This is a genomic window from Microbacterium sp. 22303, from assembly GCF_052045265.1.
Taxonomy (GTDB): domain Bacteria; phylum Actinomycetota; class Actinomycetes; order Actinomycetales; family Microbacteriaceae; genus Microbacterium.
Map to the genome: position 1 here is coordinate 131,529 of NZ_JBQEOQ010000001.1, position 22,149 is coordinate 153,677.

Annotated in this window: 19 protein-coding genes; 17 read left to right on the forward strand and 2 right to left on the reverse strand. The window is 68.5% G+C overall.

Annotated elements, in window-relative coordinates; all coding sequences use genetic code 11:
* Positions 1-8: 8 nt before the first annotated feature.
* The 9 genes from tig (at position 9) to ACTJI8_RS00695 (ending at position 8,189) form a co-directional block, all read left to right on the forward strand.
* On the forward strand, positions 9-1,496 hold the full coding sequence (gene tig, locus ACTJI8_RS00655) for a trigger factor (protein WP_440731497.1): 1,488 nt from the start codon (positions 9-11) through the stop codon (positions 1,494-1,496).
* Positions 1,497-1,577: 81 nt separating this feature from the next.
* On the forward strand, positions 1,578-2,072 hold the full coding sequence (locus ACTJI8_RS00660; RefSeq protein ID WP_440731498.1) for a tetratricopeptide repeat protein: 495 nt from the start codon (positions 1,578-1,580) through the stop codon (positions 2,070-2,072).
* Positions 2,073-2,152: 80 nt separating this feature from the next.
* Positions 2,153-2,743 carry an ATP-dependent Clp protease proteolytic subunit gene (locus tag ACTJI8_RS00665; protein WP_440731499.1) on the forward strand — a complete coding sequence of 197 codons (591 nt, stop codon included), beginning with the start codon at positions 2,153-2,155 and terminating at the stop codon, positions 2,741-2,743.
* Between the two features lie 17 nt (positions 2,744-2,760).
* Positions 2,761-3,411, forward strand: coding sequence for an ATP-dependent Clp protease proteolytic subunit (locus tag ACTJI8_RS00670; protein ID WP_440731500.1), 651 nt, complete (start codon positions 2,761-2,763; stop codon positions 3,409-3,411).
* Between the two features lie 146 nt (positions 3,412-3,557).
* Positions 3,558-4,511, forward strand: a complete 954-nt coding sequence (locus ACTJI8_RS00675) for a sugar-binding transcriptional regulator (RefSeq protein WP_440731501.1) — start codon at positions 3,558-3,560, stop codon at positions 4,509-4,511.
* Positions 4,512-4,540: 29 nt separating this feature from the next.
* Positions 4,541-5,509, forward strand: a complete 969-nt coding sequence (gene deoC, locus ACTJI8_RS00680; protein WP_440732415.1) for a deoxyribose-phosphate aldolase — start codon at positions 4,541-4,543, stop codon at positions 5,507-5,509.
* 13 nt (positions 5,510-5,522) lie between these two features.
* Positions 5,523-7,010, forward strand: a complete 1,488-nt coding sequence (locus ACTJI8_RS00685; protein WP_440731502.1) for an aldehyde dehydrogenase family protein — start codon at positions 5,523-5,525, stop codon at positions 7,008-7,010.
* Positions 7,007-7,858, forward strand: a complete 852-nt coding sequence (locus ACTJI8_RS00690; RefSeq protein WP_440731503.1) for an aldehyde dehydrogenase family protein — start codon at positions 7,007-7,009, stop codon at positions 7,856-7,858. Before ACTJI8_RS00685 ends, ACTJI8_RS00690 begins: the two co-directional genes overlap by 4 nt.
* Positions 7,859-7,880: 22 nt before the next feature.
* A complete protein-coding gene (locus ACTJI8_RS00695) occupies positions 7,881-8,189 on the forward strand; it encodes a hypothetical protein (RefSeq protein ID WP_440731504.1) in 309 nt (102 codons plus the stop codon).
* 138 nt (positions 8,190-8,327) lie between these two features.
* Here ACTJI8_RS00695 and ACTJI8_RS00700 read toward each other — a convergent pair whose 3' ends face one another.
* Positions 8,328-9,485: a low temperature requirement protein A gene (locus ACTJI8_RS00700; protein WP_440731505.1), complete on the reverse strand. Its 1,158-nt coding sequence runs from the start codon at positions 9,483-9,485 to the stop codon at positions 8,328-8,330.
* Between the two features lie 282 nt (positions 9,486-9,767).
* Here ACTJI8_RS00700 and ACTJI8_RS00705 point away from each other — a divergent pair, with 282 nt between their 5' ends.
* The gene (locus ACTJI8_RS00705) at positions 9,768-10,649 is read left to right on the forward strand and encodes an AraC family transcriptional regulator (protein ID WP_440731506.1); all 882 of its coding nucleotides are present in this window, start codon (positions 9,768-9,770) and stop codon (positions 10,647-10,649) included.
* A gap of 204 nt (positions 10,650-10,853) precedes the next feature.
* Complete coding sequence (gene clpX / locus ACTJI8_RS00710; protein WP_440731507.1) at positions 10,854-12,122, forward strand: ATP-dependent Clp protease ATP-binding subunit ClpX; 1,269 nt, start codon at positions 10,854-10,856, stop codon at positions 12,120-12,122.
* A 48-nt stretch (positions 12,123-12,170) separates the two neighbouring features.
* Here clpX and ACTJI8_RS00715 read toward each other — a convergent pair whose 3' ends face one another.
* Complete coding sequence (locus ACTJI8_RS00715) at positions 12,171-14,222, reverse strand: M3 family metallopeptidase (RefSeq protein WP_440731508.1); 2,052 nt, start codon at positions 14,220-14,222, stop codon at positions 12,171-12,173.
* 124 nt (positions 14,223-14,346) lie between these two features.
* Here ACTJI8_RS00715 and ACTJI8_RS00720 point away from each other — a divergent pair, with 124 nt between their 5' ends.
* From ACTJI8_RS00720 to ACTJI8_RS00745, 6 genes are read left to right on the forward strand one after another with little or no spacing between them, the layout of a single operon-like run.
* On the forward strand, positions 14,347-16,704 hold the full coding sequence (locus ACTJI8_RS00720; RefSeq protein WP_440731509.1) for an ROK family protein: 2,358 nt from the start codon (positions 14,347-14,349) through the stop codon (positions 16,702-16,704).
* On the forward strand, positions 16,704-17,630 hold the full coding sequence (locus tag ACTJI8_RS00725) for an ABC transporter permease (protein ID WP_440731510.1): 927 nt from the start codon (positions 16,704-16,706) through the stop codon (positions 17,628-17,630). The genes ACTJI8_RS00720 and ACTJI8_RS00725 overlap by 1 nt, the downstream gene beginning before the upstream one ends.
* Positions 17,623-18,528, forward strand: a complete 906-nt coding sequence (locus ACTJI8_RS00730) for an ABC transporter permease (RefSeq protein WP_440731511.1) — start codon at positions 17,623-17,625, stop codon at positions 18,526-18,528. Before ACTJI8_RS00725 ends, ACTJI8_RS00730 begins: the two co-directional genes overlap by 8 nt.
* On the forward strand, positions 18,525-19,526 hold the full coding sequence (locus ACTJI8_RS00735) for an ABC transporter ATP-binding protein (protein WP_440731512.1): 1,002 nt from the start codon (positions 18,525-18,527) through the stop codon (positions 19,524-19,526). Before ACTJI8_RS00730 ends, ACTJI8_RS00735 begins: the two co-directional genes overlap by 4 nt.
* Positions 19,507-20,553 carry an ABC transporter ATP-binding protein gene (locus ACTJI8_RS00740; protein ID WP_440731513.1) on the forward strand — a complete coding sequence of 349 codons (1,047 nt, stop codon included), beginning with the start codon at positions 19,507-19,509 and terminating at the stop codon, positions 20,551-20,553. The genes ACTJI8_RS00735 and ACTJI8_RS00740 overlap by 20 nt, the downstream gene beginning before the upstream one ends.
* Complete coding sequence (locus ACTJI8_RS00745; protein WP_440731514.1) at positions 20,550-22,139, forward strand: ABC transporter substrate-binding protein; 1,590 nt, start codon at positions 20,550-20,552, stop codon at positions 22,137-22,139. The genes ACTJI8_RS00740 and ACTJI8_RS00745 overlap by 4 nt, the downstream gene beginning before the upstream one ends.
* The last annotated feature ends 10 nt before the right edge of the window (positions 22,140-22,149 follow it).

The window sequence follows — 22,149 nt, forward strand, 5'->3', positions numbered from 1 at the left end:
ACACCAGCATGGCGAACAGCACCGTCGAGAAGCTTGCCCCGACCCGGGTCAAGCTGCACATCACGGTCACCCCCGAGGACCTCAAGCCCAGCATCGCGCACGCGTACGAGCACATTGCTCAGGACGTGCAGATCCCCGGCTTCCGCAAGGGCAAGGTGCCCGCGCCGATCATCGACCAGCGCGTCGGTCGTGGCGCGGTCATCGAGCACGCCGTCAACGAGGGCCTGGACACCTTCTTCCGCGAGGCGTCGCTCGAGCACAACCTCCGTATCGTCGGCCGCCCCTCGGCCGAGGTCATCGAGTGGCCGAACGAGAAGGACTTCTCCGGCGACCTCAAGGTCGAGGTCGAGGTCGATGTCCGTCCCGAGATCGAGGTCCCCTCGCTCGACGGCATCACCGTGACCGTCGACGCCGTCGAGGCCGATGACGCCGCCCTGGATGCAGAGCTCGACCGCCTGCGCGCCCGCTTCGGCACCCTGGTGCCGGTCGACCGTCCCGCGAAGGCCGGCGACTTCGTCGAGCTCGACCTCGTCGCCGCGATCGACGGCGCCGAGATCGACCGCGCGGAGGGCGTCTCCTACGAGGTCGGTTCCGGCGAGCTGCTCGAGGGCATCGACGACGCGATCGACTCCCTCACCGCCGGTGAGGACACCACGTTCCGCTCGAAGCTCGTCGGCGGCGACCACGCCGGCGAGGAGGCCGAGGTCTCCGTCGCGGTCAAGGCCGTCAAGGAGCGTGAGCTGCCCGAGGCTGACGACGACTTCGCGCAGATCGCGAGCGAGTTCGACACGATCGCCGAGCTGCGCGACAGCCTGCGCGAGTCGGTCGAGCAGCAGGGCGTGTTCACGCAGGCCTCCGCCGCACGCGACAAGCTCGTCGAGACGCTGCTCGAGCAGATCGACATCCCCGTCCCGCCGCAGCTCATCGAGGACGAGGTGCACAACCACCTCGAGGGCGAAGGCCGCCTGGAGGACGACGAGCACCGCGCCGAGGTCACCGAGGCGAGCACCAAGCAGTTCCGCACCCAGGTGCTGCTCGACTCCATCGCCGAGAGCGCCAATGTGCAGGTCTCGCAGGACGAGCTCAGCCAGTACCTGATCCAGTCCGCCGCGCAGTACGGCATGGCTCCGCAGGAGTTCGTCGAGGCGCTGCAGTCCCAGAACCAGCTGCCTGTGCTGGTCGGCGAGGTCGCCCGCAACAAGGCCCTCGCAGTCGCGCTCGGCAAGGTCACCGTGGTCGACTCCAACGGCAAGGCCGTGGATCTGACCGGTTTCGTGGCCACCGAGGACGAGGCCGAGGACGCCGCCGAGGCTCCGGTCGAGGAGAAGCCGGCCAAGAAGGCACCGGCCAAGAAAGCACCCGCGAAGAAGGCTCCCGCCAAGGTCGCGGACGCCGATGAGGCTCCCGCCGCCGAGGAGAAGCCCGCCGCGAAGAAGCCGGCCGCCCGCAAGGCTCCGGCCAAGAAGGCCGCCGAGAAGGCCGCTGACGCCGAGTAATCATCGGATCCATGATCCGGAAGAGGGCGGGTGCACCACGCACCCGCCCTCTTCGCATCCCGAGAAGACGCGAGGACAGAGATGAAGGACTGGCAGGAGCGGATCGACGCTGTCTGGGACGCCGCCGCAGGCGGCCTCGTCGACGAAGAGGTGATCGCGAGGATCGACGCGATCGCCGCCGAGCGCGGGCCGGACGACGCTGAGGCCGCGTTCGAGCGCGCCGGAGCGCGCGATTCCGCGGGGCTGCCTGACGAAGCCGTGCCGCTGTACCGGCGTGCCCTCGAGCTCGGTCTCGACGACGATCGACGCGCCCAGGCGACGATCCAGCTCGCCAGCTCGCTGCGCAACCTCGGCGACGTGCGGGGCGCCCTCGAGCTCATCGAGTCCGAGCACGCGGCGCACCCGGACTCGATCTACCGCGACGCGATCGCCGCCATGCATGCGCTCGCTCTCGCCAGCGCCGGACAGCCGGAACGCGGGCTCGGGGTCGCGGTCCTGGCGCTCGTGCCGCACATGCCTCGCTACCACCGGTCGATGACCGCCTATGCCCACGAGATCGCAGGCGACGACGCCTGATATGCCGACGGCGAACACGGCCGGGCGCGTGCGTTGTCGCCGGTAGATTCGAAACACCGAACACGGAAACAGGAGCTGAAATGGCTGAACCCCTGGTCGCGACGAGCGTCTTTGACAGGCTGCTCAAGGATCGCATCATCTGGCTGGGATCCGAGGTGCGGGACGAGAACGCCAACGAGATCTGCGCCAAGATCCTCCTTCTCGCCGCAGAGGACCCCGAGAAGGACATCTACCTCTACATCAACTCGCCCGGCGGCTCCATCACCGCCGGCATGGCGATCTACGACACGATGCAGTTCGTGCCGAACGACATCGTCACGGTCGGCATCGGCATGGCGGCCTCGATGGGGCAACTGCTGCTCACCAGCGGCACCAAGGGCAAGCGCTACATCACGCCGAACGCGCGGGTGCTGCTGCACCAGCCGCATGGCGGCTTCGGCGGCACGTCCAGCGACATCCAGACGCAGGCGCAGCTCATCCTGTCGATGAAGCAGCGCCTCGCCGAGATCACTGCGTCGCAGACCGGCAAGACGGTGGAGCAGATCAACGAGGATGGCGACCGCGACCGCTGGTTCACCGCCTCCGAGGCTCTCGAATACGGATTCGTCGACCACATGCGCGAGCACGCCAGTGACGTGCACGGCGGCGGCGGCACGGGCGCGGACAAGTAAGGCTGGAGAGGACACTCATGTACACACCCACGTTCCGGTCCGCCGGCACTCTGCCCTCGAGCCGCTACGTCCTCCCTCAGTTCGAGGAGCGCACCGCCTACGGCTTCAAGCGTCAGGACCCGTACAACAAGCTGTTCGAGGATCGCGTGATCTTCCTCGGCGTGCAGGTCGACGACGCATCCGCCGATGACGTGATGGCGCAGCTGCTGGTCCTGGAGAGCCAGGACTCCGAGCGCGACATCACGATGTACATCAACTCGCCCGGCGGATCCTTCACGGCGATGACCGCGATCTACGACACGATGCAGTACGTCGCGCCGCAGATCCAGACCGTGGTGCTCGGTCAGGCCGCTTCGGCCGCCTCGGTCCTGCTCGCCGCAGGCGCGCCGGGCAAGCGTCTCGCGCTGCCGAACGCCCGCGTGCTGATGCACCAGCCCGCCATGGGCGAGGCCGGTCAGGGACAGGCGTCGGACATCGAGATCCAGGCCGCGGAGATCCTGCGCATGCGCACGTGGCTCGAGGAGACCATGGCCAAGCACACCGGTCAGCCGGTCGAGAAGGTGAACCGCGACATCGATCGCGACAACATCCTCTCCGCCGAGCAGGCCAAGGAGTACGGCATCGTCGACCAGGTGCTCACGAGCCGCAAGCGCCAGGCGCTGAGCTGACCTGCTGACACCCCCGTGAAAGGGCGGTCCGGATTCTTTCCGGGCCGCCCTTTCGCGTTCCCGCTCCCGTTGCGCGAGTGAGTGGTGAGCCTTGCTCATATGAGCAGGGCGGTGCGCGTGCGCGTGGCGGAGGGTACTCTCGAAGCATGCCCCGATCCGCCATCGACGACGACGAACTGCTCGCCGTCCGCGTCGCGGAGCTGTACTACGACGAGGACAAGACGCAGGACGAGATCGGTGGCCTGCTGGGCATCTCGCGCTGGAAGGTCGGGCGGCTCCTGCAGCAGGCCAGGATCGATGGGATCGTGCGGATCGAGATCGTGCACCCGCGCGCCCGCAAGCTCGGCATCGAGCGAGAGTTGCGCGAGCGCTTCGGGCTTGCCGACGCCGTCGTGGTCCCGAACGGCCCGAGCGACGCCGAGACGCTCGCACGCGTCGCGCAGGGCGCCGCAGATCACCTCGCGGCGCTCCGGCCCGTGCCGAAGACGCTCGCCGTGAGCTGGGGGCGGACGCTGACTGCGATCGCCGACCGCATGGCCGAGGGGTGGGCCCGTGGCGTGACCGTGGTGCAGATGAACGGCGGCGTGAGCGTGAACCGCCGCCCGGGAGGCGCCGCCTCGCTCGCGGCCACGATCGCGCAGCGCGCCTCGGGGCATGTCGCACTGCTGCCCAGCCCCGCGATCCTGGAGCGGCTGGAGACCAAGCAGGCCATCGAGCGCGATCGCACCGTCGCCGGCGTGCTCGAGCAGGCCGCCCAGGCCGACGCCTACCTCTTCACCGCGGGAGTCTGCGATGCCGGATCCGCACACGTCGACAACGGCTATCTCAGCGTCAGGGACATCGACGAACTGGGCCGGCGCGGTGCGGTCGGCGATGTGCTGGGCCGGTACATCGACGCGGACGGCAACATCGTCGATCCCGAGCTCGACGCCCGCACGGTCGGGCTCAGCCTGGAACGGCTGCGTGAGGCGCGCACCTCTGTCTTCGTCACGGCCGGAGAGGCGAAGCATGACATCGCCCGCACGGTCGTGACCGCGAACCTGTGCACGATGGTGGTCACCGACGAGGCGACCGCCCGGACCCTCTTGGAGGACCAGTGACGACGACCGAACTCGCACGGCGCACCGCGCTGGAGGTGCTCGGCGGCGACCCCGACGACCTCACGCTGCGCCGATTCCTGCACGGCCTGCCCGGAGTGGATGCAGTGGGCCTGGAGCAGCGCTCCGCCGCGCTCGGGACGCGCTCCATCAAGACGACGTCGAAGGCGTGGGCTCTCGACACGATCGTGCGGCTCATCGACCTCACGACTCTGGAGGGCGCGGACACCCCGGGCAAGGTGCGCTCGCTGGTCTCCAAAGCCAAGCTGCCCGATGCCTCGGATCCGACTTGCCCGTCGGTCGCGGCGGTGTGCGTCTACGGCGACATGGTGCCGTACGCGGTCGAGGCGCTCGGTGCCCGGCATGGCGACCCCGACGACGGCGGCATCTCGGTCGCGGCCGTCGCGACCGCGTTCCCGAGCGGCCGTGCATCGCTCGGGGTGAAGCTCGCTGACACCCGTGACGCGGTCGAGGCCGGCGCGGACGAGATCGACATGGTCATCGACCGAGGCGCTTTCCTCGCCGGCCGCTACGGCCAGGTGTTCGATCAGATCGTGGCCGTCAAGGACGCCTGCCGCCGGGAGGACGGCACTTCCGCTTCGCTGAAGATCATCCTCGAGACCGGCGAGCTGAACACCTACGACAACATCAGGCGCGCGTCCTGGCTGGGCATGCTAGCCGGCGGCGATTTCATCAAGACCTCCACCGGCAAGGTCGCCCCGGCGGCTACGCTGCCCGTCACGCTGCTCATGCTCGAAGCCGTGCGCGACTGGCACGGGCTCACCGGCGAGAAGATCGGCGTCAAGCCCGCCGGCGGGATCCGCTCCTCGAAGGACGCGGTGAAGTATCTCGTGCACGTCGCCGAGACCGTGGGTGAGGAGTGGCTGCAGCCGCACCTGTTCCGCTTCGGCGCGTCGAGCCTGCTCAACGACGTGCTGCTGCAGCGGCAGAAGCTGACCACCGGCCACTACTCCGGCCCCGACTACGTCACGATCGACTGACGAAGGACTGTTCATGGGATTCCTGGAATACGCACCCGCGCCCGAGTCGCGGAGCATCCTCAACCTGAAGGACGAATACGGGCTCTTCATCGACGGCGAGTTCGTCGAGGGGCGCGGCGCCTCGTTCGGCACGATCTCGCCCGCCGACGAGTCGCGCATCGCGACGATCGCGCACGCGTCGGATGAGGACGTGGACCTCGCTGTCGCCGCTGCACGTCGCGCCTACACCAAGGTGTGGTCGAAGATGAGCGGCCGCGACCGGGGCAAGTACCTGTTCCGCATCGCGCGGCTCGTGCAGGAGCGCGCCCGCGAGCTCGCTGTCGCCGAGAGCCTCGACAACGGCAAGCCGATCAAGGAGTCCCGCGACGTCGACGTGCCGCTCGTCGCTTCGTGGTTCTTCTACTACGCGGGCTGGGCGGACAAGCTGGACTACGCCGGCGCAGGACCTGACCCGGCGGCGCACGGTGTCGCGGGGCAGGTCATCCCGTGGAACTTCCCGCTGCTCATGCTCGCCTGGAAGGTCGCCCCGGCCCTGGCTGCCGGCAACACGGTTGTGCTGAAGCCCGCTGAGACGACGTCGCTCACGGCGCTGATCTTCGCCGAGATCCTGCAGCAGGCCGACCTTCCGGCCGGGGTGGTGAACATCATCACGGGTGCCGGCGCCACTGGCGCCGCGCTGGTGCGCCATCCCGACGTCGACAAGGTCGCCTTCACGGGGTCGACCGCGGTGGGTCGCGAGATCGCCCGCACGGTGGCGGGCACGGGCAAGGCGCTCACCCTCGAGCTCGGCGGCAAGGCGGCGAACATCGTGTTCGACGATGCCCCGATCGACCAGGCGGTCGAGGGGATCGTCAACGGCATCTTCTTCAACCAGGGCCACGTGTGCTGCGCCGGCAGCCGCCTGCTCGTGCAGGAATCGATCCACGACGAGGTCATCGACCGGCTGAAGTCCCGCCTGTCGACGCTGCGTCTCGGTGACCCGCTCGACAAGAACACCGACATCGGCGCCATCAACTCGGCCGAGCAGCTCGCCCGCATCAGGGAGCTCAGCCAGGTCGGCGAGGACGAGGGCGCCGAGCGCTGGACCGCCGACTGCGTGATCCCCGAGAAGGGCTTCTGGTTCGCTCCGACGATCTTCACCGGCGTCGAGGCGTCGCATCGCATCGCCCGCGAGGAGGTGTTCGGCCCCGTGCTGTCGGTGCTCACCTTCCGCACACCGGCCGAGGCGATCGCGAAGGCGAACAACACTCCTTACGGTCTCTCCGCAGGGATCTGGAGCGACAAGGGATCCCGGATCCTCGCCGTCGCCGACCGCCTCCGCGCCGGCGTGGTGTGGGCGAACACGTTCAACCGATTCGACCCGTCCAGCCCGTTCGGCGGTTACAAGGAGTCCGGCTACGGCCGCGAGGGCGGCAAGCAGGGCCTGACCGCGTACCTGCGTCCGGCAGGGGTCGCCCGCCAGATCGAGGCCAAGGCGCAGAAGAAGGGATCCGCGGCATGAGCGCGCGACTGACGGTGCCCAAGACCTACAAGCTCGCGATCGGCGGCGCGTTCCCGCGCAGCGAATCGGGACGCACCTATGAGGTCACCACTTCGAAGGGGGCGTTCCTGGCGAATGCCGCCCAGGCTTCGCGCAAGGATGCGCGTGACGCGGTGAAGGCCGCGCGCACCGCGCAGGCGGGCTGGGCGAAGGCCACCGCGTACAACCGGGGACAGGTGCTGTACCGCGTGGCCGAGGTGCTCGAGGGGCGCAAGGCGCAGTTCGTCGACGAGATCGTGGCACAGCAGGGCGTGTCGGCAGCCTCCGCAGGAGCACAGGTCGACGAGGCCATCGACCTCTGGGTCTGGTACGCGGGCTGGTGCGACAAGTACGCCCAGGTCGCCGGCAACCTGAACCCGGTCGCGGGCGCCTACTTCAACATCTCCGCCCCGGAGCCGACCGGCATCGTCGCGATCGTCGCGCCGCAGGAGAACGCGCTGCTGGGTCTCGTCTCCGTCGTCGCGCCGGCGCTCGTCGCCGGCAACGCCGTGGTCGTCGTGGCGAGCGAGCGGTACCCGCTCTCGGCGATCAGCCTCGCCGAGGTGCTGGCGACGAGCGACCTTCCCGGCGGCGTGGTGAACGTGCTCACCGGATCCCCGGCCGAACTCGCGCCGTGGCTCGCGTCGCATGCCGACGTCAACGCCCTCGATCTCGCCGGCGCCGGCGCAATCGACTGGGTCGACCTGCAGATCACCGCCGCCGACACGCTCAAGCGCGTGCTCGCTCCGGGTGAGGCGGTCGCCTCCCCGCAGCGGATCGCGGCCTTCACCGAGGTGAAGACGGTCTGGCACCCGAAGAGTCTTGTTTGATCTGAGTCGACAAGTCCTGACTATGACCAACCTCATCGACGGTGAAATCAGCCATGCCATCGTGCTCTGGAGCGGCAAGGGCCTGTCTTCATATCCAGTCCGAGACGAGGAAGCGATCTTCCGTGAGTTTGGGCACGAGCTGGGGCAGACACTGTTGCCGCGGATCCTGAGCTTGGAGGCCGAGTTCTACGACAGCAAGGCGCATGTCGAAGCGGTCGACCTGGTGCAAATGGGGATGAGGGCGGCTTCTGAATTCTCGGCGCGACATCCCGAAATTGGCAAGGCGGCGATTGATGCGCTTGCGTGGTGCTACACCTACGACTACAAGTAGGGCAGGCCGCGCGGGCGTCACCCAGAGGGACAGGGCTCTGGCACCCGAAGAGCATGGTCTGAGCCGAGTCGCTGAAGGGCCGAGCGCGCCGCGCTCGGCCCTTCAGGCGTCTGGCGGCGGTGCCCAGCCGGGAACGGATCAAGCGCTCGTGGTCAAACGGGTGCGAGCACCGCGTCGTCCGACCAGCGCTTCCGCGATGAGGCCCGCGACAAGCAAGCCGGCCGCGGTGCCGAGCGCCGGCACGGCGGTCAGCGTCGCGAGCAGAGGTGCGGTCGCGGCAACGCCCGCGCCGAGGAACGCACGGAACGGCCTTGCCCGGCTCGCCACCATCCGGGAGAACCACGCCGTCGAGCCGAGGTAGCCGGCGAGGCCGACCGCGAGCGCCGAAGCGGCGAGCCAGCCGAGCGGCTCGTGCGAGGCGATGCGTGCGAGCGACTCCTCGACCCCGAGCGCCGTCACCACGATGCTCGCCACGATCGCGAGGTGCAGGTAGGTGTAGCCGTCGCGGGCGGTGTGCGCCCGCTCCGGTGCGGCACGAGCAATGAGTGCCTGCTCAGCCTCCTCCGCGAGCTGCCGGAAATAGGCCCACCAGAGAGCAGCGGCGATCGTGAGCGCGAGCGCGATCCCGGCCAGGATCCCGCCGCTCATCGGCACGGATGCGACGCCCGTGCCGATCGCGATGATCGACTCGCCGTTCGCCAGGATCACGATCAGCCCGTGCCGCTCGGTGAAGTGCGCGGTCGAACCGACCCGCCAGTCCGCGCTTGCGCTCATCCGCTGCGTGACCACCGGCTCGACTGCCGCCGCAGCCACCCAGAGGCCAACCTGCCAGCCGCCGCCGAGGAATGCGCCCACGACGAGCAGCGCCCCCGACGGGATGATGGCGAGGGCCGAGGTCGTGAACGCCTGCCGACGCAGCTCGGGCGTCGACACGGCCGCGAACGAGACCGCATGGATGATCCGGGCCGCGAGATAGGCGCTGAGGAACACGAGCGGTGCGAACAGGTCGTCCTCGAGGGCGCGATAGGCGTGCATGGCGGTCACGCCCACGACGACGACCGAGGCCGCCAGCATGACGGCGCCCACCCAGCCGCGGTCGGCGTGTGCGAGGTTGGCGAGCCAGCCGTAGGAGTTCCAGGCCCACCACAGCAGTGCGAGGATCGTCATCGCCTGTACCACGCCGACGAGGTCATGATGCTCGGCCATGAGTCGGTTGAGCTGCGTGAACGCGAACACGAACGCGAGGTCGAAGAACAGCTCCAGCGTCGTGACGCGATCCCCTTCGTGCGTGGGCACGGCGGTGAGCCTTGCCGCGGACCCGATCACCGGATCATCTCCGGCTCCGGCCTGCTCGCCGAGCGGCCCCGTTCATGACCACGGCTGTCTCGCCCGTCTGATCGCGGACGTCGGCGCCGGGGTGGCGACCGCGGGAGAGGACCTGCGCTTTGCTCGTCATACTCACACTCAACCGGGACCCGGGTCGACGGTGTTAGAGCGAAGCTCCCGCGGTCTTGCCCGATCCTCTCCAGCGCGGCAGGATTCGGTGCATCGCCCCGAGGCGCGTGCTTCAATCGGGGCATGGATCTCGAGGAGTTGCGGACTCTGATCGGACGGCACGCGGCACTCGGGGTGCACCGGACGGCCATCCCTTCAGTGCTCGTGTCGCGCAAGGACGGGACCGGGTCGCCGGATGAATCCTCGACGGGGACCGTCCTGGCCGTGGTCGCCCAGGGCTCCAAGCGGATGACGGTCGGCGATGCCGTGCACGACTATGGTCCCGGCCAGTTCCTGGTCGCCTCGGTCGACCTGCCCGTCTCGGGGCAGTTCACCGACGCCACCCCCGAGCAGCCCGCGCTCGGATTCGGACTGGAGCTGCGTCCCGAGGCCATCGCCGAACTGCTGCTCACACCCGCGGCGGCGGAGTCGCTCCGCCCCGTGGGTGCCGCGCGCGCCGCCCCGGCCATCGCGGTGGGCACGGTGTCGCCGCGGCTCCTCGACGCTGCCGTTCGCATGCTGCGGCTGCTCGACACGCCGGATGACCTGCCCGTGCTCGCACCGCTGATCGAGCGCGAGATCCTGTGGTTGCTGATCTCCGGGGAGCACGGCGCGACGGTGCGCCAGCTCGGCCTCGCGGACAGCGGGCTCAACCGGGTGCGCCGAGTGGTCGGCTGGATCCGCGAGCACTATGCGGAGCCGATGCGCGTCGAGGAGCTCGCCCGGCTCGCGAGCATGAGCCCCTCGGCCTTCCATCGAGCATTCCAGGCCGTCACCGCGCTGAGCCCGATCCAGTACCAGAAGCAGATCCGGCTGCAGGAAGCGCGGCTGCGGCTGCTCGCCCACCCCGGCGACGTCGGCGGCGCCGCCTTCGCCGTCGGCTACGAGAGCGCATCGCAGTTCAGCCGCGAGTACCGCCGGCAGTTCGGTGCCTCGCCCCGGCAGGACGTCGACCGCTTGCGGTGACGCTCTGCGAGGGCGTGTCGTCATATTCGGGCCGTTCGCCGAGCGCGGACCGGTCGGAGCGCCGGAATCCGTGGCGATGCGACCCGTTGTCGGATGTTGAGGTTAGGCTCGAACAGCGGCATCGCCGCACGGTGTTCCCACGCCGTGATCGCCGTCGTGACAGCACGGAGGCGATCGCGGACCACGTCTCGAAGGAGGACGCACATGGCACGCATCGGTGAGAGCGCCGACCTGTTCAAGTGCTCGTTCTGCGGCAAGAGTCAGAAGCAGGTTCAGCAGCTCATTGCCGGTCCCGGCGTGTACATCTGCGACGAGTGCGTCGAGCTCTGCAACGAGATCATCGAAGAGCGCATGGCCGAATCCGCGAACGGGGAGGTCGCCGAGTTCGATCTGCCCAAGCCTCGAGAGATCTTCTCCTTCCTCGAGGAGTACGTGGTAGGTCAGGAGCCGGCCAAGAAGGCGCTCGCGGTGGCGGTCTACAACCACTACAAGCGGGTTCGAGCCCGTGGCACACTGCAGCCGGCGGAGCAGAAGGCCGAAGACATCGAGATCGCCAAGAGCAACATCTTGATGATCGGCCCGACCGGCTGCGGCAAGACCTACCTCGCGCAGACCCTCGCGAAGCGACTGAACGTGCCGTTCGCGGTCGCCGACGCCACCGCGCTCACAGAAGCGGGCTACGTCGGCGAGGATGTGGAGAACATCCTGCTCAAACTGATCCAGGCCGCGGACTACGACGTCAAGCGCGCTGAGCAGGGCATCATCTACATCGACGAGATCGACAAGATCGCGCGCAAGGCCGAGAACCCGTCGATCACTCGCGACGTCTCGGGTGAGGGCGTGCAGCAGGCGCTGCTGAAGATCCTCGAGGGCACGGTCGCCTCGGTACCCCCGCAGGGCGGTCGCAAGCACCCGCACCAGGAGTTCCTCCAGATCGACACCACGAACGTGTTGTTCATCGTCGCCGGGGCCTTCGCGGGCCTCGAGGACATCGTCTCCTCCCGCGTCGGCAAGCATGGCGTCGGATTCGGCGCCCCGCTGCATGACAAGGGAAAGGATCTCGATCTGTTCAGCGAGGTGCTCCCGGAGGATCTGCACAAGTTCGGTCTCATCCCCGAGTTCATCGGCCGGCTGCCGGTCGTCGCCTCGGTCTCGCCGCTCGACCAGGCTGCCCTCATTGACATCCTCACCGGGCCGCGCAACGCACTGGTCAAGCAGTACCAGCGCATGTTCCAGCTCGACGGGGTGGAGCTGGAGTTCGAGGACGATGCTCTGCAGTCGATCGCTGACCTCGCCGTGCTGCGCAAGACCGGCGCGCGCGGGCTCCGGGCGATCCTGGAGGATGTGCTCGGACCGATCATGTTCGAGATCCCGTCCGAGGAGGACGTGCAGAAGGTCGTCGTGACCCGCGCCGCGGTCGACGAAGGCGCGCCGCCCACGCTGGTGCTGGCACGCAAGCGCAAGAGCGCCTGAGCCGCGCTGTCGGCAGAGCGCCGGAGCGTTCCGCCGACAGCGCTGCCGTCAGCGATCCAGCCCGCGGCGCTTGAGCAGCGGCGCGATCTCCGCATCGCGGCCGCGGAAGTCGCGGTAGGCCTCGAGCGGATCCTTCGACCCGCCAACACCCAGCAGGCGCCGTCGGAAGCGCTCCCCGTTCTCCCTGGTCAGCCCTCCATTGTCGCGGAACCACTCCACGGTGTCGGCATCGAGCACTTCGCTCCAGATGTACGAGTAGTAGCCGGCGCTGTAGCCGCCGGAGAACACGTGTGCGAAGTACGCCGAGGAGTATCTGGTGGGCACGGCCGGATCGTTCAGCCCGATGTCTGCGAGAGCCGCGGCCTCGAACGCTGCGACGTCATCGATCGAGTCGCCCACGGCCAGCGCATGCAGCGCCTGGTCGAGCCAGGCCGCGGCGAGGTATTCGCTGGTCTCGAAGCCCTGGTTGAAGGTCTCCGTGGCCTGCAGGCGCTCGACGAGACCGACAGGGAGCGGCTCGCCGGTCTCGTGATGCCGTGCGTATTCGCCGACGATCTCCGGCCAGAGCATCCACATCTCGTTGACCTGACTGGGGAACTCGACGAAGTCGCGGAACACGTTGGTGCCGGAGAAGTGCGGGTACGTGACGTCGGAGAAGAGCCCGTGCAGTGCGTGGCCGAACTCGTGGAACAGGGTGTTGACCTCGTCCAGCGTGAGCAGCGTCGGCTCCCCGTCGGCGGGCTTCGCCACGTTGAGGTTGTTCGCGACGACAGGCAACGCGCCGCGCAGCGCGGATTGGCTGACGATCGGATTCATCCACGCGCCGCCGCGCTTGCTGTCGCGCGTGTACAGATCCAGCACGAAGAGCCCGAGCGCCGACCCGTCCTCCTGGAACACCTCGAACGTGCGCGCGCCCGGGTGGTAGCCGGGCAGCTCGGGGCGCTCGGCGAACGAGAGCCCGTACAGCCGGCCGGCGGCGGCGAACACGCCGTCGCGCAGAACGCTCTCCGACTCGAACCATGGGCGCAGCGCCGCGGTGTCGATCTCGTACTGCGCGGTGCGCAGCTTCTCGGTGTAGAAGGCCCAGTCGTGCGCCTCCAGGGGGAACGGCTCGGCCTCGGTGTCGTCGATGAGGCGTTGCAGAGCCGCCCGCTCCGCCGTCGCGTTGCGTGCGGCCGGTGCGGCGAGGTCGCGCAGCATGCGCTCTACGGCCTCAGGAGTACCCGCGGTCTCGTCAGCGGTCACGGCGGCCGCGTGGGAGGGATAGCCGAGCAGGTCCGCGCGTTCGGCGCGGAGACGCACGATCTCGGCGAGGACACCGCGGTTGTCGTGCTCGCCGCCGCGCGCCCCGCGGGAGCGCGACGCTTCCATGATGCGACGGCGGCTCTCGCGGTTCGTGAGCGCTGCGAGGGCCGGGTGGCCGGTGAAGAGCGGGAGAGTGAGCAGATGCTTGCCCTCGAGGCCGCGCTCGACGGCTGCTCGAGCGGCGGCTGACAGCTCTCCCGCGCTCAGTCCGTCGAGCTCAGCGGCGTCGTCGAAGAGCACGGCCAGCTCGTTCGTATCGGCGAGCAGGTTTCTCTCGAACGCGGTGCTGAGCGCGGAGATCCGCTGGTTCAGCTCGGTGAGCCGGGCTTTCGCATCGTCGTCGAGCGCCGCACCGGCCAAGGTCATCTCGCGATGCCAGCGCTCGACGAGGCGGTGCGGCTCCGGATCCAGAGAGAGTGTGTCGAGCTGGGCATGCAGTTGCGTGATGCGCCAGTACAGCGCGGAGTCGAGCAGGATCGCATCCTGGTGAGCCGCCATCAGCGGGGCGAGCTCTTCATCGATCGCCTGGATCTCGGCCGTCGCATCGGCGGAGCTCACGGTGTAGAACGCGTGCGAGGCCCGGTCCAGCAGCTCTCCGCTGCGCTCCAGCGCGACCATCGTGTTCTCGAAGCTCGGCATCGACCGCACCATCGTGATCCGGCGGACCTCGGCGAGCTGCTCCTCGAAACCGCGCCGGAATGCGGGGAGATAGTGCTCCGCACGGATCCGTCCGTAGTCGGGCAGCGCGTAGGGGAGCGCGGAGGGGGTGAGCAGCGGGTTGGTCTCGACCGTCATGCTCTGAGCCTAGGAGTCGGATCCCGAGTCAGGGTGGATTGCCTTGACACGACGCGGACTCGTCGGATATCAATGACGAAAGCACTTTCATAATGCTTATCAAGTTGGTTCCGAAAGGCCGATGATGTCCACGACTGATCCACGCCTCGTCGCCCAGTGCCTGACCGCGCTGCGTGAGCACGACGGCGCCACCATCTCGGACCTCGCGGAATTCACCGGCCTGTCTCGGCCGACGGTCACCGCGGCGCTCGCCGAGCTCAAGGACGCAGGGCTCGTGGTCGAGCACGAGGCCCGCGCGTCCGCCGGACGCCCGGCCCGCTCGTATTCCCTGATCCTCGGAGCTCAGGTCGTCGTCGGTGTCGATCTGACCCGCAGCGGAGTGCGGATGCTGGTCGCCGACCGGTCCGGTCGGATCCTCGGCATGCAGAGCTCGGAGATCACCCCGCCCACGACCGCTCAGCCCGGTCTCGCCCCATTGCGCGCCCTTCTCGTCCAGACCCTGGAGCGTGCCGGCCGCCGGCTGTCGGACGTCGCTGCGATCGGCGTGGCCGCTGCCGGCCTTCTCGACGAAGACGGCATCGTGATCTCCTCGCCTCAGGTCGTGTCGTGGCACGGGGCCCACCTCGGGACGCTGCTCACCGAGGCGTTCGGGATCCCGGTCGTCGTGGACAACGACCTCTCCCTCGCGGCAGAGGCGGAGTCCCGCTCCGGCGCGCTCCGCGACGCCGACACGGGCGTCTACGCGCTCACCTGGCACCACGTCTCCGCCCGGGTCACGGCCGCCGGACACGTCGTGCGCGGCCGCCGCGGGCGCGCCGGAGAGGTCGGCATGCTCCGCGCGTTCAGCGATGTGGAGATCCCGAAGGGGACTCTGCTCGAGGCCGTTCCCGTCGTCGGCGCTGAGCTGCGACGCCTGCGCGATGACCCGGCCGACGCCCGTGGGCTCGAGGCGCTGCGCAGCTTGAGCGCGGCGATGTCGCCGGCGATGGCAGCGCTGATCCTGACCGTCGACCCCGAGGTGATCGTGCTCGGCGGGGAACTCGCCGAGTTCGCGGACCTCATCGCGGCTCCGCTCGAGGAGAACGTGCGCACCGCCGTCATGGGGATCGACACCGGCACGCGTCTCATCCGCGGAGGTGAACTCGGCGTCGACGCCGCGGCGATCGGCGCCCTCGGGCTCGCGTTCCAGCGACACGCCGCACGTATCTACGGCTTCGAGGGCGTGACCGCCCCGGCCATCACGACCAGCAACGAGAGGGACGACATGGCGCAGCAGGACGCGACAGGGCGGACCACCGCCTTCCGGGCGGCGGTGATCGGCGTTGGTGCGCGTGCGGGCGTGGCCCTCCACGTCGAGGCAGCGGGCGGCACGGTGGTCGCGGCGGTGGATCCTGCTCCGCAGACGCACGCGAGGGCGGCCAGGCTGTTCGGCGACATCCCGGTGTTCGCCTCGGTCGCCGACATGCTCGCCTCGGGGATCGCGATCGACGGCGCGTTCATCACCTCGCCCGATTTCACGCACGCCGAGGTGTCGATCGAACTGCTCGAGGGCGGCGTGCCGGTCTACGTGGAGAAGCCGCTCGCGATCTCTATCGAGGACGCGGACCGGATCCTGGAGACCGCGTATCGCACGGGATCGAAGCTCTATGTGGGCCACAACATGCGGCACATGCAGGTGGTCCGGATGATGAAGGACGTCATCGACCGTGGCGAGATCGGCGAGGTCAAGGCGATCTGGTGCCGTCACTTCGTCGGCCACGGCGGCGACTACTACTTCAAGGACTGGCATGCCGAGCGCGACAAGGCGATGAGCCTGCTGCTGCAGAAGGGAGCCCACGACATCGATGTCATGCACTGGCTGGCCGGCACATCGTCGCGCACGGTGGTCGGCGTGGGGGACCTCGCCGTGTACGGGCAGGTGGATTCGCGTCGGGACAACTCGGACCGGCGGATGGGCGACTGGTTCTCGATGGCGAACTGGCCGCCGCTCGCCCAGCAGGATCTCAACCCGGTGATCGATGTCGAGGACATCTCGATGATCATGATGCGCACCGACTCGGGGGTGCTGATGAGCTATCAGCAGTGCCATTTCACCCCGGACTACTGGCGCAACTACACGGTGATCGGCACCGAGGGGCGGATCGAGAACTTCGACGACGGCACCGGCGGCGAGATCCGGGTGTGGAACGCGCGCAGCGACTACCTCGAGAAGGGGCATGTCCGCTATCCGATCCAGGACGGCGGCGACGGCGGGCACGGGGGAGCGGATCCGCTCACCGTGGCCGAGTTCGTCGAGTTCGTGCGCTCCGGCACCCCGACCGACACGAACCCGCTCGCGGCCCGCGACGCCGTCGCCGCCGGGGTCGCCGGCGCCCTCTCCATCCGATCCGGGTCCCAGCCGCAGCAGATCCCCGCTGTGCCCGACGAGATGATCGCCTACTTCACAGCCCACCAGCCGGCACGCGAGTCCGCGAGGCACTGATGCTCCGGTACAGCCTGCGGCGGATCCTGCTGATGATCCCCACCCTCATCGGCTCGACCTTCCTGGTGTACTTCCTCGTCTTCCTCGTCCCAGGGGATCCGGTGCTGGCGCTCGCGGGGGAGAAGCGACTGTCGCCCTCGACGATCGCGTCGATCCGCGCCCAGTACAACCTGGACGATCCGTTCCTCGTGCAGTACGGCAAGTACCTGATGAATGTGCTGCACGGCGACTTCGGCCGTGACTTCAACGGCAACGCGGTGTCCACTCTCATCGCGACGGCACTGCCCTACACTCTCGTGCTGGCACTGTCCGCGTTCCTGCTGAAGATCGCCATCGGCGTGTGCCTGGGTGTCTGGGCGGGGCTGCGCCAGGGCAGGCTGCCGGACAAGTTCAACCTCTTCTTCACGATCTTCTTCCTGGCCGTGCCCGGCTTCATCATCGCCTACTTCTCGCAGTACGTCTTCGGCATAAAGCTGCATTGGCTGCCGATATCCGGGGTGCGGCTCGGGTTCCCGATCGCCTTCATCCTGCCGGCGGTCGTGCTGGCGCTGGAGACCGCTTCGCCGCTCGCGCGGCTGACGCGCACGAGCCTCGTCGACGTGCTGCGGTCTGACTTCATCGTGACCGCGACCGCGAAGGGACTCCCGCCACGGCGGATCATGTGGGTGCACGCCCTGCGCAACGCGTTCATGCCCGTCGTCACCTATCTCGGGCTGAGCCTGGCGAGCCTGCTCGGCGGATCCGTGCTCATCGAGACCATCTTCAACCTGCCTGGCCTCGGCGGCACACTGTCCCGTGCCATCGAGACGCAGAACGGGCCGGTGGTGGTCGGGGTCTCGGTGTTCCTGCTGCTCTTCTACCTGGTCTGCGCGCTCGTCGTCGACCTGCTGTATCCGATCATCGACCCGAGGGTGCGTCATGTCTGATCCCGCAGCGCGCGAATCCACGATGGCGCTGCTCACCGCGCGCATGCGTCGCGCCCGCCCGCGCAGCGGTCTGCACGCGCTCTGGCGGAAGCCGTTCTTCCTCGTCGCGGTCGCGATCATCCTCGTGGTGACCTCGATGGCGCTCTTCCCCGCGCTGTTCACGCCCCTGGATCCGCGCTCCTGCAGCCTCGCGATGTCGCGGGTGGGTCCGCAGCCGGGCCACATCATGGGCTTCGACATCCAGGGCTGCGACTACTGGACGAACATCGTCTACGGCGCGCGCACGTCCTTGGAGGTCGGGGTGCTCACCGCCGTGATCAGCTTCACGATCGCACTCGTGGCGGGCTCGCTCGCCGGCTACTTCGGCGGCGTGGTCGACTCCGTGCTGTCCTGGATCTCGAACGTCATCCTGGGCATCCCCGTCGGGATCGCGAGCCTCGTCATCCTGTATCAGTTCCGCTCCCGCACGGTCTGGACGATCGTCTTCGTACTCGTGCTGTTCAGCTGGGCAGGGACGATGCGGTACATGCGCGGCTCGGTGCTGCAGGTCAAGAGCCTCGAATACATCCAGGCGGCGCGGGGTCTGGGTGTCGGTCCGTGGCGGATCCTGCGCGCCCACGTCGTGCCGAACGCGGTGACCCCGCTCATCGTGATGAGCACGCTCTCGATCGGCGCGGGCATGACCGCCGAGGCGGGCTTCTCCATCCTCGGCGTCGGGCTCAAGCTGCCCGCGTTCTCGTGGGGACTGCAGATCGCGACCGCCAGCCAGGACGGCAACTGGCAGATCGCCCCGCTCCTGATGCTGTTCCCCGCGACCATGCTGGGGCTCACGACGCTGGCCTTCGTCGTTCTCGGCGAGAACCTGCGCGATGCCCTCGACCCGAAGGGCCGCCGATGACCGTGCTGCTCGAGGTGCAGAGCCTCTCTCTGGAATTCCGCGGATCCCGCGGCACCGCACCGATCACGGCGCTGCAAGACGTGAGCTTCACACTCGACCGCGGTGAGACGCTCGCGGTTCTGGGTGAGTCCGGCTCCGGCAAGAGCATCACGGCCAAGGCGGTGATGGGGATCCTGCCGAAGCCCGCCGCAGTGGTGACCGAGGGTCGGATCCTCTTCGACGGCACGGACCTGCTCTCCCTGTCCGCCGCCCGTCTGCGCGCGGTGCAGGGCGCGCGCGTCGCGATGGTGTTCCAGGACGCGCTGAGCGCGCTCAACCCGGTGCAGACCGTGTCGACGCAGATCGCCGAGCTGTACCGGGTGCATCGCGGGCTCGGACGCCGTGAGGCGAAGGAGCGCGCGATCGAGATGATGCGGGCCGTGCGCATCCCCGACGCCGCGAACCGTGCGGATGACTACCCGTTCCAGTTCTCCGGAGGCATGCGCCAGCGCATCATGATCGCGATGGCTCTTGCGCTCGATCCGGACGTCCTCATCGCCGATGAGCCGACCACCGCCCTGGACGCCACCGTGCAGGCCCAGATCCTCGAGCTTCTCGCCGAGGTCACCGCGGAGCGGCACATGGCACTGATGATGATCACCCACGATCTGGGGGTGGCGGGTCAGCTCGCCGACCGCGCGCTCGTGATGTACGCGGGGCGGGTGGCCGAGTACGGACCGATCGACGAGGTCTTCGATCGGCCGGCCCACCCGTACACCCGGGGCCTGCTCGGTTCCATCCCGGGTGCGGCGCACCGTGGTCGGGATCTGCCGACGATCCCCGGCCTTCCGCCCGACATCGCCCGCCGTCCGCCGGGGTGCAGCTTCAACCCGCGTTGCGCCTACGCGACCGCGGAGTGCGCGTCGATCGATCCGCCGCTCGTGGCCTTCGCATCGGGTCGCGCCGCCGCGTGCCACCATCTCGAGGAGGTGCTCTCCGATGTCCCTGTTGGAGCTTGAGGGCGTCCGCCGGCACTACCGGCAGAAGAAGACGATGTTCGCCGCGGCAGGGCACTCGCCGGTCCGCGCGGTGGACGGTGTCGACTTCCGGGTGGAACAGGGGGAGACGGTCGGCCTGGTCGGCGAGTCCGGCTGCGGCAAGTCCACCCTGGCCCGGATCATCTGCGGGCTGGAGGCGCCGAGCGAAGGGGCTGTGCGCTGGAACGGCACCGACGTCGTCGCGATGCGTCCGTCCGAACGGGCGCGGATCCTGCATCGCGAGGTGCAGATGGTCTTCCAGGATCCGCATGCCTCGCTCGATCCGCGACGCTCGATCGGACAGTCGATCGCAGAGGGCATCGAGACGCACCGGCTGCTTCCCGCGTCGCGCATCGACGGGCGGGTACGAGAGCTGCTCGCGCAGGTGGGACTGAATCCGGACCATGCGCAGCGCTATCCGCACGAGTTCTCGGGCGGTCAGCTGCAGCGGGTCGGCATCGCGCGCGCGCTCGCCGTGGAGCCTCGGCTCCTGGTCTGCGACGAACCGGTCTCGGCCCTGGACATCTCCGTGCGCGCGCAAGTGCTCAACCTGCTGAACCGGCTGAAGCGCGAGCTGGGACTGTCGATGGTGTTCATCGCGCACGACCTCGACGTCGTGCAGCACATGTCGGACCGGATCGTGACGATGTACCTCGGCAAGGTCGTGGAATCCGGCGATGGCGACGACGTATACGACCGCACCGCGCATCCGTACACGAGGGCGTTGCTCTCCGCGATCCCGCGCAAGCTCGCACCCGATGAGCGGCTCGACCGGGTCGTGCTCGAGGGCGACCCGCCGTCTCCGATCGATCCGCCGCCCGGCTGCCCGTTCCACACCCGCTGCTACACCGCCATCGAGCGGTGCGCGACAGAGGTCCCTGCGCTCGCCCCGGTTCCCGGCGAGCCCGCGCGGCATCGCGCCGCCTGTCATCTCGCGGCCGAGGTGAGCCGCTCCCGTGTGGGCGCCGTCTACACCATCTCCACCCCCTCCGAAAGGAAAGAACCATGACCAGACTGACGACGCGCATCGCGGTGGGCATCGTCGCCGCCGCGGCCTGCGCGACGATGCTGACCGGGTGTCTCGGCCAGCCCTCCGGCGGCGCAGACGGCAAGACCTCGCTGGTGGCGGTGAACAACGGCGAGATCCAGCGCGTCACCGGCGCGCAGAACGCCGGGAGCCAGATCGCCATGGCGATCTGCGAGCCGCTCACCGGCATCGAGGACGACGGGTCGATCTTCATGCGCGGCGCGGCATCCGTCGAGAGCAAGGACCAGACCACCTGGACCGTGAAAGTCGCGAAGGGGCACACTTTCTCGGATGGCACGAAGATCGACGCGAAGACCTACGTCGACACCTTCGACTTCGTCGCGAACGGCGCCAACGCGATGCCGTCCAACTTCGCATACGAGCAGATCCAGGGGTATGACGAACTGAACCCCGCCGAGGGCGAGCCGACGGTCACCGAGCTGTCCGGGCTCAAGCTCGTGGACGACGATACGTTCACGCTGACGATGAAGTCGCCGAACAACGACGTGCCCTATCTCCTGTCGATGCTCTCGTTCTGCCCGATGCCCGAGAGCGCGTTCAAGGATCCGGTCGCCTACGACAAGAAGCCGATCGGCAACGGCGTGTACACGCTGAAGTCGCTCGACCCTCAGGTCGAGGCAGTGCTGACGAAGGACCCGGGGTACAAGGGATGGGTGCCGAAGGGCGCGGCCGACACGCTCACCTTCCGCGTCTACACCGACACGAACACGGCATATCAGGACGTGGTCGCAGGCAATGCGGATGTGCTGCGCAGTCTGCCGCCCGGCCTGATCGCGCAGGGCCGCAATGCCCTCGGCAAAGAGGGGCTGACGGCGATCGACCGCAACACGCTGCAGACCTACATCGCATGGCCGACGTACCTGGATGCGACGTATCCGGTCGAGGTGCGGCAGGCGTTCTCGATGATCGTGAACCGGGAGAGCATCTCGAAGGACCTCTTCAAGGGCGCGACCCTGCCGGCCACTTCGCTCATGCCGAACTCGGTCTCGGCCTATCGTGAGGGCGCTTGCGGGGAGTACTGCACGTACGACCCCGACGCGGCGAAGGCGCTGCTGGCCAAGGCCGGGTTCACCGGCTCCATCCCGCTGAACTACGCCTCCAGCAGCACGACCGATGCGGCGACGGCCCTGGCGATCTCCAACTCCGCGAAGGAGATCGGCCTCGACGTCGAACCCAAGCCCGTGCCCGCGGCCACGCTCTCCGACACGATCAACAAGTACGGGCTGGACGGCCCGAGCATCCAGCTCTGGGGCTCGTCCTTCCCGCGCGCCTCGGAGTGGATCGCGTCGATCTTCGTGGACGCCAACTACCGGCTGAAGTACGACAACCCCGGGGCAGCCGACCAGGTCAAGCAAGCGCTCGCCTCCGGCGACGAGAAGCAGGCAGATGCGCTGTGGCAGAAGGCGGAGGACGCGGTCCTCGCGGACCAGGTGCTGCAGCCGCTGTACCAGCAGGTCATGTACATCGCCCACACGAAGTGCGTGACCCCGCACGCAGCGGGCGGCGACATGCAGATCTACCGCACCGAGGTGACCTGCTCGCAATGACCTGGTCGCA